Below are 12,403 nucleotides of genomic sequence, written 5' to 3' on the forward strand. Positions count from 1 at the left end.
ATTAATTCCAACGATTATTATTAAACTGCGTCTTTTTCCAATACCACATCATCAAATATCCTACAAGTGCTCCACCAACGTGAGCGAAATGAGCAATTCCTGTACCTCCGCTACCAAACAATGAATTTCCTTGGAAGCCTAAAAACAAATCGACTGCAATAATTCCTGGTACAAAATACTTAGCTTTGATTGGCACCGGAATAAACATAAGAGCTAACTCAGCATTAGGAAACATGAAAGCAAAAGCTACCAAAAGTCCGTATATTGCTCCAGACGCTCCAACCATAGGAGTCTGATTAATTATTGATGCATCAAATAAACTTTTAAAATTAACCTCGTTTAATAAATTAATTTTTCCTGCTTCCTCTAAAATTGGTTTAATACCATCCATAAACAAATCCCCACGATAACTCATACCATCGGAGAAATTAACGTTTAATACCTGGTGCAATGAAGTATCTGATAAACCTAAACCAGACGCTCCTTCTAAAGCACTCTGTATTTCATAATAATTAAAACCCAATTGTAGTAAAGCCGCACCTAATCCACATGAAATGTAAAAAAATATAAACTTTTTACCACCCCAAAAATGTTCTAAGGCCGAACCGAAAGAAACTAATGCAAACATATTAAATGCGATATGCATAAATCCTCCATGCATAAACATATGTGTAATAGGTTGCCAAAGTTTAAAATGATAATTCTCTGGAAAATAAAGCGAGAAATACTCATAAGAAACGGGTACTAGTTGTGAGCCCAGGAAAAAGATAATATTAATTATCAATAATTGTTTTACAACAGGAGTCATATTCATCATAAGGCAAATTTTTTATCTATATCTTCCACACGCATGGTGATGAAAGTTGGTTTTTGAAATGGAGAAATATTTGGATCCTTACAAGCAAAGAGTCCGTTTACTAAATTATCTTGTTCTTTTTCTGTTAAGTAAGTTCCTGTTTTTACGGCCATACTTTTTGCCATCGATTTGGCGATTGTATCATTTTGAGAAAAACTACTTTCAGGAATTCCATCTTGCAAATCACTTAACAATTGTTCTATAACCAGCGAAACTTCACTTTCGGTACTGTTTATAGGTATTCCCGAAATTACAATATGCTCTTCGGTTGTAGATTCAAATACAAAACCAGTATTTACAAGCGATAATTGCAATTCTCTTATAATTTCCATATCCGTAGAAGAATAAAACAAATTCAAAGGAAACAACAATTGTTGGCTTGAAGCCTGATTAACGGTCATATTATGCAAAAACTGTTCGTATAAAATACGTTGGTGCGCACGTTGTTGATCCACAATCACCATTCCGGATTTTATAGGCGAAACAATATATTTTTTATGTATTTGATAGGTTTTATGAACCGTTTGTTCAATTTCATCATCATTAAATAAAGACGAAGTTACCTCTTCATTCTCAAAAGACATCATTCCAATTTCCTCGGTGTCTTGCTTTAAACCTACATATAAACTTTCCCAACTAGCTGTTGGCTCAGGTTTCTTGTAACTAGAATATGAATTAGAGCCTGAGCTACCTGAACTAGATCCGCTACTAAAGCTAGATCCAGCATTAGAATAATGTTTATTTGTTTTATCATCAGTAAAGGGATTAAAAGTACCATCAACCTGAATTGTTGGTGTTTCTCCTTCTAAATCTTTATAATGATAAGGTGTATCTAAATTAGCATCACGATCAAAATCCAAAACAGGCGCTACATTAAACTGCCCCAAACTGTGTTTAATTGAAGCTCTTAAAATAGCATATAAAGCCTGCTCGTCATCAAACTTAATTTCAGTTTTTGTCGGATGAATATTAATATCAATAGTATTAGGCGGTACAGACAAATACAAGAAATAGCTCGGCTGTGCACCATCTTTTAAAATTCCATCATAAGCTGCCATAACTGCATGATGCAGATAACTACTTTTAATAAAACGATCGTTAACAAAGAAAAACTGCTCTCCCCTACTTTTTTTAGCAAATTCAGGTTTACTTACAAATCCTTTTATGGCTACGATTTCTGTTTCTTCATTTACAGGAACTAATTTTTCATTTGTTTTACCTGCAAAAACCCCAACAACCCGTTGCCTAAAGCTAGAAGGTGGCAAATTAAACATTTCACTTCCGTTATGATAAAAAGTAAAATGAATATTAGCATGTGCCAAAGCTACACGCTGAAACTCATCCATAACATGACGGAATTCAACCGTATCCGACTTCAAAAAGTTTCTTCGGGCAGGAATATTAAAAAACAAATTCTTAACCGCAAATGAAGTTCCTACTGGCAAGACAGCTACTTCCTGCGAAACAAACTTACTGCCTTCGATAACAATATGCGTTCCTAGTTCTTCCTGATCTTGCTTCGTTTTCATTTCCATATGAGCAATCGCAGCAATAGATGCTAACGCTTCTCCACGGAACCCTTTGGTATGTAACGAAAATAAATCTTCGGCCTGACGTATTTTGGAAGTTGCATGACGTTCAAAACACAAACGTGCATCAGTAACACTCATCCCAGAACCATTATCAATGACTTGTACCAACGACTTTCCAGCATCTTTGATGATTAATTTAATATCTGTTGCTTTAGCATCAACTGCGTTTTCTAAAAGTTCTTTCACCACCGAAGCAGGTCTTTGAACCACTTCTCCAGCAGCAATTTGATTGGCAACATGATCAGGAAGTAATTGTATAATACTCGACATTAAAAAAATTTTGGGTTTATGGTTTGGGTCCTTGGTTTAAAACCAAAGTGTACAAATTTAATGAATTTCTGCTGTCTTTTATGACTTAATGAATCATAAAAAAAACAAAAAACCTATACTATTTTTACACAGTATAGGTTTCAGTATTCTTACAAATGTGTTTTTATTTTTCTAGTTCCAATGGCTTGTCTTCTATTTGAAGTGCCCCAGTTGACAACAACGGTTGGTCTTGAAACTGATTTAAAGATGCTTGCTGACGGATGTACGCCATTTTTATAGCTGCAATAGCAGCCTCGGTACCTTTGTTACCATGAATACCACCACTTCTATCAATAGATTGTTGCATGTTATTATCTGTTAATACACAAAAAATAACTGGAATATCCGTTTGAACATTCAAATCTTTAATTCCTTGCGTCACACCTTCACATACAAAATCAAAATGCTTTGTTTGCCCTTGAATTACACATCCAATAACAATTACAGCATCAACATTTTGAGTTTGCAACATTTTTTTTGCTCCATATATCAACTCAAAACTCCCAGGAACATTCCATCGAATAATTTGTTGTGCAGGAACATGATTCTCAATGAATGTTTCAAAAGCGCCATTATAAAGGCCTTCTGTTATAGTGTCATTCCACTCAGAAACAACAATCCCAAATCGAAAATCTTTCGCATTTGGGACTGTGTTTTTATCGTAATCAGATAAATTTTTATTTTCGGTAGCCATCTTTACTATTTAAGATTTTAGTCCCGATAGGATCGGGATAGATTTCAGATTGCTAAAATACAAATCTTAAATCTAATTTTCTAACTCTATAAATTATTTATTGTGCTAATCCAATCAAAACATCTACAGAAGCTGCTTCTGGAGTCGCATCGTAATTCTCTTTAATATCTGTAAAATATTTAAGAGCATCTGATTTTTGACCTAAAGCCAAAGCTGTTTTACCTGCCTTAAGCAAGAAACGTGGCGTAGTAAAATCATTTTTATTTGATTCAGCCGCTTTTACATAATAATCTAAAGCTTCTTTTTGTTGATTTTTTTGAGAATACGCATCACCTATTGCACCTTTTGCCAAAGCACCTAAAATTAAATCTTTAGACTTAAATTTACCTAAATAAGAGATTGCTTCATCATATTTACCAGTATTTAAATAGGCAATACCTGCATAATAGTTTGCTAAGTTACCTGCATCAGTTCCAGAATATTCATCTGCAATTTTCACAAATCCAAATTTACCTTCAGATCCATTCAATGCTAATTTATACAAAGAATCACTAGCTACACCATTAGTAGCTTTTTCAAAATTTTGTTGAGCAACAAACATTTCATTAGCAGCCTCTTCTTGTTTAGGAGAAGCGATAAATTTTTGGTAAACCAAATAACCTATAGTTCCTACAGCAATAGCAGCAACTAATCCAATAATAATTTTTTGGTTTCTAGCAACCCAGTCCTCAGTTCTAGAAGCAGTTTCATCTAATTTAGAAAAAACTTCAGCAGTTGTACTGTTTTTTCCATCAAGAATTACTTGTTGTTCTTCATTAACAACTTCATCTTTAACTTCTTTTTCTTTTGGTGCTTTATATCCTCTTTTATTGTAAGTAGCCATTTAAAATTAATTTAGTGAACGGCAAAAATAAAATTTTTATTGAAACTTACATGAAAAAAATCAATTTTAAATTAATTTTAAAAAAATATCCCTCAAAACAGGGCTTTTTTATATATAAAAACCAAAATAATTCACACTCAAGCCCCTAAAAAACGGTTTATATCGATATTTTTCAATAATTTGCACCCTTAAATTTTACAACAATTAGTAGTGACGAAAATATATAAATGAAACTTAGAGAAGGAGAAGTATTAGTTCAAGAAATTAGACATACTAAAGAAATACCTTTTAGGCTTGAAGATTTATTCACAATACCCATTTTTACAATAAATTTTATAATTCTAATAATTCTATTAAAACCCTCCGAAGATTCTGAGATTAATAACCATAAAGAATTGTATTACTATATTATCGTACCAATTCTTATTTCTTTTTATCTATTTTTAACAATTGGAAGAATTTCAATCAGATTATTTAAAACTAAATCAACAAAATTCTTTTTAACAAACCAAAGAATAATTTTTCGCGATTTAAATTCTGAAATAATAAATGAAAGCTTCAAATTAGAAAACTTAATTTTAAATTATAAGGAAAAAGCAAACGATAGTGGATATATCATTATTAAAAAACAAGAAGAAATAGCTAAAAGCGAAGAAACATCTTTCATATCTCAAAGAGGAATCAATTTTTTCGAAGAAAAAAATGTAATCTACAATATTGCAAATGTAAAATCTGTTTTCAATTTAATAATCGCAACAAAGAACGAACTCACAAAAAACAAGTAACAGTCCAAAATTATAAATTTGTGAGCTTGCTTTTTTTTTAATTTATCATTACCATTGATTAAAAATGTATTTAAAAAAAATTTCTTTATTCAACTATAAAAATTTCTCTGAAGCCAATTTCGAATTTGACAAAAAGATAAATTGTTTCGTTGGAAAAAACGGTATTGGAAAAACAAATGTACTCGATGCTATTTACCATCTAGCTTACGGAAAAAGCTATTTCAATCCTTTGGCTGTGCAGAATATCAAGCATGGAGAAGAGTTTTTTGTGATAGATGCCGAGATAGAAAAAAACGAACGAAATGAACAAATCGTCTGCAGTTTAAAAAAAGGACAAAAAAAAATCCTAAAAAGAAACGGCAAAGCCTATGATAAATTTTCCGACCACATAGGTTTCATTCCTTTAGTAATAATTTCGCCAGCCGACAGAGATTTAATCGTTGAAGGAAGCGAAACACGTCGTAAATTTATGGATACTGTGATTTCACAATTAGATCCACATTATCTGCAACAACTTATCCAATACCAAAAAGTAATTAGTCAGCGCAATGCATTACTTAAGTACTTTGCATTAAATCATGTTTTCGACAACGACACTTTGTCTATATACAATGAGCAATTGGACAGCTACGGAAAATCTATTTTTGAAAAAAGAAAACAATTCATCGAAGCTTTTATTCCAATTTTCAATGCGCACCATCATGCGATAACAGGTTCCGAAGAAACAGTTCAATTAGTTTACGAAAGTCATTTGTTCGAAAAAGACTTACTCACACTATTACAAGAAAACATTAATAAAGACCGCGCCTTACATTATACAAGTGTTGGAATTCATAAAGACGATTTATCTTTTGAAATCGACAATCACCCTATTAAAAAATTCGGCTCACAAGGGCAGCAAAAATCATTTTTGATTGCTTTAAAACTGGCACAGTTTGAATTCCTAAAAAAACAAAGTGGTGTAAAACCAATTTTACTTTTTGATGATGTTTTTGATAAATTAGACGAAAGTCGAGTAGCCAAAATTATCGAAATGGTTAACAACGATACTTTTGGACAACTTTTTATTTCAGACACTCACCCAGATCGAACTGAAGCCATTGTAAAATCAACACATCAAAGCTATAAAATATTTAATTTATGATTTTGTACAGCTTTCTAAATTGAAAAAAACTTAAATTAGCCTACACATTTAAATTATTAAGATTATGAAATTCCCACAAACACTTCTTATTTTAATCGCATTCGTACTTGCATCCTGCAACGGACAATCATCTAAAAACATCGAAGTTATTGAGCCAACTGCTTTCTCAGAAAAATTAAGCACTACCCAAAACCCTCAAATTTTAGACGTAAGAACTCCTGAAGAATTTGCATCAGAACATATTGATAATGCGGTAAATGTAAACTGGAACGACAAAGACTTTGCTACAAAAGCAGCAACCTTTGATAAATCAAAACCAGTTTTTGTATATTGTTTGAGTGGCGGAAGAAGCAAAAAAGCATCTCAAAAACTACAAGAATTAGGCTTTACAAACATATATGAGCTTGATGGCGGAATTATGAAATGGAACGCCGAAGGACATTCAAAATCAGACCCAAATGCTAAAACAATAGGAATGACAAGTCAAGACTATGCCGCTTTGTTAAACACAGATAAAAAAGTCCTGATTGATTTTTACGCAGAATGGTGTGGTCCTTGCAAGCAAATGACTCCATACCTTACCAAAATGCAAAAAGAACTAGCTGATAAAGTGGTCATCATTCGTATTGATGTTGATCAAAATAAAACCTTGGTAAAAGAAATGAAAATTGACCAGCTTCCGACTCTACTATTATACGAGAACAAAGAAGTAAAATGGAAAAACACAGGATTTATCAGCGAAACTGATTTAAGAAAACAACTATAATAAAAACTAAAAATATGCTTACCAAAGAAAGTTTACAGTTTTTAGATGATTTAAAAGCAAACAATAATAGAGATTGGTTTTTGGAAAACAAAAAACGTTATGAAATCTTCAAAAAAGACTATCATCAGCTAGTTGCTGATTTTTTGGACGCAATGAAACCCATGGATCCTTCATTGGAGCTATTAGAAGTAAAAAATTGCACATTCAGAATTAATCGTGATATTCGTTTTTCTAAAGACAAATCACCATACAAAGCCCATCTTGGCGTTTGGCTTTCTACTGGAGTAAAAGGGCAAAACCGTTCTGGATATTATGTTCACATCGAAAAAGGTGCTAGTTTTATAGCTGGTGGTTTATACTCTCCAGAAGCCGAAGACTTAAAAAAAGTACGCAAAGAGATTGCTTTCTTTCATGATGACTTAGAAGCAATTATAGCTGATAAAAACTTCAGCAAGGAATTTGGAAACTTAGATGTTACCGAAACCAATTCGCTTAAAAATCCACCACGCGGATACGAAAAAGAACATCCTGCAATTGATTTTTTAAAATTAAAAAGTTTTACTGCTACTCAAAAATACGACATCAAAGAAGTAACTCAAAAAGATTTTGTTGCCAAAATGAGTCAGAAACTTATTGCATTAAAACCATTAAATGAATTCATCAATCGTGCTTTGACCACTGATGAATTCTAATTAATAAGAATGAAAAAAAGGAAAATACTTTTTCTTGGCGAATCCTACCGAGCCGATGCCATTACATGGATGAAAGGCTTAAAAGAGTTTGGCGATTTTGAAATTTGTACTTGGGAACTCAAAACTCCAAACAACACTAATTTCAATCGTTTTAAAAGAATAGCCGAATACCTATTTTCCCCATTCTCGATAAAAAAAATCATTCAATTAGAAAAACCCGATATGGTTATTGCCGAAAGAACGACCAGTTATGGTTTTCTAGCTGCATTATCGGGAGTAAATACAATTGCAATTGCACAACAAGGCCGAACCGATTTATGGCCTGAGGGCTCAGTATTATTACCTCTTAAAAAAGTCATTCAGAAATACGCATTCAAAAAAGCACATTTAATACATGCTTGGGGACCTGTAATGACAATTTCTATGAAAGCCATTGGGGTCGATATGAATAAGGTTTTAGTCATACCAAAAGGAATTGATCTATCACTTTTTGAAGCATCAGAAAACAAATCAAATCGAATTGACGCCATTGTTACCCGATCCTTGCAACCCGAATACAGACATGATTGCATCCTAAAAGCTTTTTCTATTTTAGATAAACAAAACATTGATTTCAGTTTAACAATTGTTGGAGACGGAACTAGATTAGAATACCTCAAAAACCTAGCTATAGAATTAGGCATCCAAAACAAAGTAATCTTTACGGGGCGAATAGCAAATATCGCATTACCACAATTATTACAACAAGCCAATTTTTATATTAGCATGCCAAGTACCGAAGGTGTTTCGGCCTCGTTATTTGAATCAATGGCGTGCAATTGCTATCCCGTTGTATCGGATATTTCCGGAAATCAAAGTTGGATACAACATCGCAAAAATGGACAATTAATCCCGATTGATGATTACTCCAAACTAGCCGAAGAACTTATCTGGTCATTTAAAAATCCCGATTCAAGAAACAAAGCGATTATACAAAACAGGAAGTTTGTAGAAGAAAATGCTAATTACAATATCAACATGAAAATTATCGCAGATAAATATCATGAATTACTGGATTTGCGTGAAAATTAACCGCAAAGCGCACAAGGTTTTCACATAGGTGGTTTTACAAAAAACACAAAGTTCGCAAAGCTTGGTGTTGATCCAACTTTGTGAACTTTGTGTTTTCTATGCGTAGTGAGGTAAAAATCTTTGCATACTTTGCAGTAAAATTCTATTTTGTCCAACGCGTAACATTTCTTCAATTCCAACGTCATACCGTTTCACTGAATCGTTTAATTTAATTCTGAAATAGAGATGAACAATAGAAGAAACTGGCTGAAACAAATAGGTTTAGGCACAATAGGATTAGGCTTTTGCCAACTTGAAAGCTTTGCAAATACTCCATCAGATTACATTTTGCCCAATTTTGATGACTCCCCTATAGTATTAAGGTCAAATGAAAATCCTTACGGTCCGTCTCCGCTTGCTCGTGCAGCAATGACAAAAAGTATAAACAGCAGTAATAGATATGGGTGGAGTCTTTGGACAGAATTAATTTCTCTTATTGCAAAAAAGAATAATGTTTCAGATACTAATATTTTATTAGGCGCCGGTTCAACTGAAATTTTAGATTTAGTCCTTCAATACGCAGCTTTAAACAAAGGCAATTTTGTAATAGCAGAAACCACATACGATTACTGGATATCACCTTATGACAAATTAGGCTTAAAAAAAATCACTATTCCATTAACTGAAGACAAAAAACATGATTTAACAGCAATGTTAAAAGCAATTGATTCAGATACAAAAATGGTTTATATCTGCAATCCCAACAATCCGACAGGAACAATTTGCGACAGAGAAAAATTGGTGTCTTTTATAAACCAAGCAACCAAAAAAACAATGGTTTTTATAGACGAGGCTTATATCAATTTTACTACCGAACAATCATTAAGCAATCTTGTTACTGAAAACAAAAACCTGATAATAACCAAAACTTTTTCAAAACTTTACGGATTAGCTGGTGCTCGTATCGGCTATGCAATTGCACATTCTGCTACTATTGAACAATTAAGCAATTTAAAATCATCTACAAATATGTCAGTTAGCGTTACCTCGGCTTCTGCTGCCATAGCATCTTTAAATGATGATAATTTTATTCAGCAGGCATATTCTTCAAATCAGGAAGTAAAGAAATTCACTATTGAACAGCTTACACAATTAAATATAACTTGTATTCCATCCTATTCAAATTTTATTTATTTCTCTTTAGACAATTACAAAAAAGATTATTTCAAGCAATTAGAAAATCATAATATAATGGGAACAAAAATCTATGAAGAGAATGGAAAGTGGACAAGAATTACAATTGGCACAATGAAAGAAATGCAACTTTTTATTGCGGCTTTAAAATAAAACTTTGTCCATAGAAACCATCTAAATCTTTTACAGGATATTATAGTCCCAATTATTTTTTTTAATGTATTTAATTGACGGTTATTTTATAGAAACTAAACTTAAAATAGATTATAATCCTTACTTTTGAACTCTCGATTAATTCTACAAAAAAGTTTCGCATTTATGGAAATTCTATCTCAATTTTCTTTAAAAAATCACAATACATTTGGCATTGAAGCCAAAGCAAAACAATTTATTGCTGTACATTCAATAGATGAATTGAAAAAGGTATTAGAAGAAAATAAAAATCAGCCAAAATTTATTTTAGGAGGCGGAAGTAACATGCTTTTAACCAAAGACATTGATGCTCTGGTAATTCATATAGATTTAAAAGGAAAAAAGATAGTTGACGAGAATGATGATTTTGTTTGGGTTGAAAGTCAAGCTGGAGAAACATGGCATGATTTTGTACTCTGGACAATCGAACAAAATTTTGGCGGATTAGAAAACATGTCGCTTATTCCTGGCAATGTAGGAACCACTCCTGTACAAAATATTGGTGCTTATGGAACCGAAATAAAAGATACGTTTGTTTCCTGCGAAGCCATAAATATCGAAACTCAGGAAATAAAAACTTTTACTCATACTGAATGTAATTTTGGATATCGCGAAAGCATTTTCAAACATGAAGTAAAAGACCAATATATCATTACATCTGTAACTTACAAACTAACGAAACGCAATCACAAAATCAATACTTCCTACGGAGATATTACTGCTGAGTTAGCCAAAAACAATATTACAAACCCTAATTTAAAAGACGTTAGCAATGCTGTAATTGCTATTAGACAAAGTAAATTACCAGACCCTAAAGAACTAGGAAATAGCGGTAGCTTCTTTAAAAACCCAATCCTATTAAAATCAGATTTCGAAAAGATACATCAGAAATTTCCAGAAATGAAATATTACGATGTTTCCGAAACCGAAGTAAAAGTTCCTGCTGGCTGGCTTATCGAACAAGCTGGATTTAAAGGAAAACGTTTTGGCGACGCTGGAATTCACAAAAATCAAGCTTTGGTTCTGGTTAATTACGGAAATGCAACTGGACAAGAAATTCTCGCAATCTCAAAAGACATCCAAAAAACTGTATTTGAAAAATTCGGAATACATATAGAAGCAGAAGTAAATGTAATCTAAATCTAAAAATATGAGTATAACTCTATCTATCAAAACAATAAATCCTGATAACAAAAATGTAGCTCCTATTATTAATGAGTTATGTAAGAATCTTCAGGAACGTTTTGGCAGCGACGGGAAAAACTCATTTACAGATTGGAACAATAACAACTCCAAATATTTATTTATTGCCGCTGAACTCGATAACGAAATCGTAGGTTGTGGTGCAATACGACCAGTTACAGAAACTACAGGAGAAGTAAAACGGATGTATGCCAAATATCCCCGAAAAAGAATCGGACAATCTATTTTATCTTTCTTAGAAACAAAAGCCAAAGAAATTGGCTACGATGAATTAATTCTGGAAACTCGGGTTAAAAATCTGGAAGCAACACAATTCTATCAAAAATCAGGTTATAAAATCATTCCAAACTACGGCAAATATGTAAATAATGCTGAAGCCATTTGTTTTGGAAAAAACTTACTATAATATGCATACACCAAGTATATTCAAAAATGAAGACCCTGAAGCAATTAGAGCTTTTCTTAAAGAAAACAGCTTTGGTATTTTAATCAATCAAACCAATGGAAAATTATGGGCAACACATATTCCATTAGAGATAGAAACCAAACCAGATGGAAAAGAAGTATTATGTGGGCATATTTCCAAATTAAACCCACAGGGTGAAGGATTCGTTCAAAACGATCAAATCTTAGCTGTATTTTCTGGAGCACATAGCTACATCTCCTCATCATGGTATGACCATGAAAATGTACCTACCTGGAATTATAGTGCTGTACATATATATGGTCGGATAAAAATCTTAGACCATGAAGCTGCGATTGAATCGCTAAAAAAATTAGTCGACAAATATGAAGCTAGTTCAAAAAAACCTGTTCGAGTAGAAGATTTATCTGCAAAAACAATGCGACAAGCACACGGAATAATTGCTTTCGAGATTGAAATAGATGAAATTCAGGCTACTAAAAAAATGTCTCAAAACAGAGACGATGTTAATTACAAAAATATAATCACAGCCTTAGAAAAAACAGAAAACCCTCAGTCTATTGCGGTTGCAAAAGAAATGGAAAAAAGCAGAAAGTAATTACAATTTAAGGGTTGAAAA

Annotated in this window: 13 protein-coding genes; 9 read left to right on the forward strand and 4 right to left on the reverse strand. The window is 32.6% G+C overall.

All coding sequences use genetic code 11. From position 1 onward, the window contains the following. Position 1: 1 nt before the first annotated feature. The 4 genes from OIU80_RS02555 to OIU80_RS02570 all read right to left on the reverse strand — a co-directional run bounded on the left by OIU80_RS02555 (position 2) and on the right by OIU80_RS02570 (position 4,334). Complete coding sequence (locus OIU80_RS02555) at positions 2–817, reverse strand: rhomboid family intramembrane serine protease (RefSeq protein ID WP_264285528.1); 816 nt, start codon at positions 815–817, stop codon at positions 2–4. Continuing rightward, positions 814–2,718, reverse strand: coding sequence for a DNA mismatch repair endonuclease MutL (gene mutL / locus OIU80_RS02560; RefSeq protein ID WP_264285529.1), 1,905 nt, complete (start codon positions 2,716–2,718; stop codon positions 814–816). Before mutL ends, OIU80_RS02555 begins: the two co-directional genes overlap by 4 nt. A gap of 163 nt (positions 2,719–2,881) precedes the next feature. Next, positions 2,882–3,451: a 6,7-dimethyl-8-ribityllumazine synthase gene (ribH, locus tag OIU80_RS02565; protein WP_264285530.1), complete on the reverse strand. Its 570-nt coding sequence runs from the start codon at positions 3,449–3,451 to the stop codon at positions 2,882–2,884. Between the two features lie 97 nt (positions 3,452–3,548). Further along, positions 3,549–4,334 (reverse strand): tetratricopeptide repeat protein, encoded by a 786-nt coding sequence (locus OIU80_RS02570; protein WP_264285531.1) that lies wholly within the window; start codon positions 4,332–4,334, stop codon positions 3,549–3,551. Between the two features lie 227 nt (positions 4,335–4,561). Here OIU80_RS02570 and OIU80_RS02575 point away from each other — a divergent pair, with 227 nt between their 5' ends. From OIU80_RS02575 to OIU80_RS02615, 9 genes are all read left to right on the forward strand, one after another. Then, positions 4,562–5,119 carry a hypothetical protein gene (locus tag OIU80_RS02575; RefSeq protein WP_264285532.1) on the forward strand — a complete coding sequence of 186 codons (558 nt, stop codon included), beginning with the start codon at positions 4,562–4,564 and terminating at the stop codon, positions 5,117–5,119. Positions 5,120–5,183: 64 nt separating this feature from the next. Next, positions 5,184–6,263: a DNA replication/repair protein RecF gene (gene recF / locus OIU80_RS02580; RefSeq protein WP_264285533.1), complete on the forward strand. Its 1,080-nt coding sequence runs from the start codon at positions 5,184–5,186 to the stop codon at positions 6,261–6,263. 64 nt (positions 6,264–6,327) lie between these two features. Further along, positions 6,328–7,029 (forward strand): thioredoxin domain-containing protein, encoded by a 702-nt coding sequence (locus OIU80_RS02585; protein WP_264285534.1) that lies wholly within the window; start codon positions 6,328–6,330, stop codon positions 7,027–7,029. A 14-nt stretch (positions 7,030–7,043) separates the two neighbouring features. Next, positions 7,044–7,721 (forward strand): DUF2461 domain-containing protein, encoded by a 678-nt coding sequence (locus OIU80_RS02590; RefSeq protein WP_264285535.1) that lies wholly within the window; start codon positions 7,044–7,046, stop codon positions 7,719–7,721. A gap of 9 nt (positions 7,722–7,730) precedes the next feature. Next, positions 7,731–8,792 (forward strand): glycosyltransferase, encoded by a 1,062-nt coding sequence (locus OIU80_RS02595; RefSeq protein WP_264285536.1) that lies wholly within the window; start codon positions 7,731–7,733, stop codon positions 8,790–8,792. A gap of 225 nt (positions 8,793–9,017) precedes the next feature. Continuing rightward, complete coding sequence (locus OIU80_RS02600; protein ID WP_264285537.1) at positions 9,018–10,118, forward strand: pyridoxal phosphate-dependent aminotransferase; 1,101 nt, start codon at positions 9,018–9,020, stop codon at positions 10,116–10,118. A gap of 165 nt (positions 10,119–10,283) precedes the next feature. Then, complete coding sequence (murB, locus tag OIU80_RS02605) at positions 10,284–11,297, forward strand: UDP-N-acetylmuramate dehydrogenase (protein ID WP_264285538.1); 1,014 nt, start codon at positions 10,284–10,286, stop codon at positions 11,295–11,297. Positions 11,298–11,307: 10 nt separating this feature from the next. Continuing rightward, positions 11,308–11,766, forward strand: coding sequence for a GNAT family N-acetyltransferase (locus OIU80_RS02610; protein ID WP_264285539.1), 459 nt, complete (start codon positions 11,308–11,310; stop codon positions 11,764–11,766). Position 11,767: 1 nt separating this feature from the next. Then, on the forward strand, positions 11,768–12,382 hold the full coding sequence (locus OIU80_RS02615) for an FMN-binding negative transcriptional regulator (RefSeq protein WP_264285540.1): 615 nt from the start codon (positions 11,768–11,770) through the stop codon (positions 12,380–12,382). Positions 12,383–12,403: the final 21 nt, after the last annotated feature.

It is taken from the genome of Flavobacterium frigoritolerans, from assembly GCF_025847275.1.
Classification (GTDB): domain Bacteria; phylum Bacteroidota; class Bacteroidia; order Flavobacteriales; family Flavobacteriaceae; genus Flavobacterium; species Flavobacterium frigoritolerans.

What these genes read in the sequence shown, in the direction of transcription:
- OIU80_RS02585 (WP_264285534.1), top strand. Translation starts at nt 6,328, where the DNA reads ATGAAATTCCCACAAACACTTCTTATTTTAATCGCATTCGTACTTGCA.
- OIU80_RS02615 (WP_264285540.1), top strand. Translation starts at nt 11,768, where the DNA reads ATGCATACACCAAGTATATTCAAAAATGAAGACCCTGAAGCAATTAGA.
- OIU80_RS02600 (WP_264285537.1), top strand. Translation starts at nt 9,018, where the DNA reads ATGAACAATAGAAGAAACTGGCTGAAACAAATAGGTTTAGGCACAATA.
- recF (WP_264285533.1), top strand. Translation starts at nt 5,184, where the DNA reads ATGTATTTAAAAAAAATTTCTTTATTCAACTATAAAAATTTCTCTGAA.
- OIU80_RS02610 (WP_264285539.1), top strand. Translation starts at nt 11,308, where the DNA reads ATGAGTATAACTCTATCTATCAAAACAATAAATCCTGATAACAAAAAT.
- OIU80_RS02595 (WP_264285536.1), top strand. Translation starts at nt 7,731, where the DNA reads ATGAAAAAAAGGAAAATACTTTTTCTTGGCGAATCCTACCGAGCCGAT.
- ribH (WP_264285530.1), bottom strand. Translation starts at nt 3,451, where the DNA reads ATGGCTACCGAAAATAAAAATTTATCTGATTACGATAAAAACACAGTC.
- OIU80_RS02570 (WP_264285531.1), bottom strand. Translation starts at nt 4,334, where the DNA reads ATGGCTACTTACAATAAAAGAGGATATAAAGCACCAAAAGAAAAAGAA.
- OIU80_RS02555 (WP_264285528.1), bottom strand. Translation starts at nt 817, where the DNA reads ATGATGAATATGACTCCTGTTGTAAAACAATTATTGATAATTAATATT.
- mutL (WP_264285529.1), bottom strand. Translation starts at nt 2,718, where the DNA reads ATGTCGAGTATTATACAATTACTTCCTGATCATGTTGCCAATCAAATT.
- murB (WP_264285538.1), top strand. Translation starts at nt 10,284, where the DNA reads ATGGAAATTCTATCTCAATTTTCTTTAAAAAATCACAATACATTTGGC.
- OIU80_RS02575 (WP_264285532.1), top strand. Translation starts at nt 4,562, where the DNA reads ATGAAACTTAGAGAAGGAGAAGTATTAGTTCAAGAAATTAGACATACT.
- OIU80_RS02590 (WP_264285535.1), top strand. Translation starts at nt 7,044, where the DNA reads ATGCTTACCAAAGAAAGTTTACAGTTTTTAGATGATTTAAAAGCAAAC.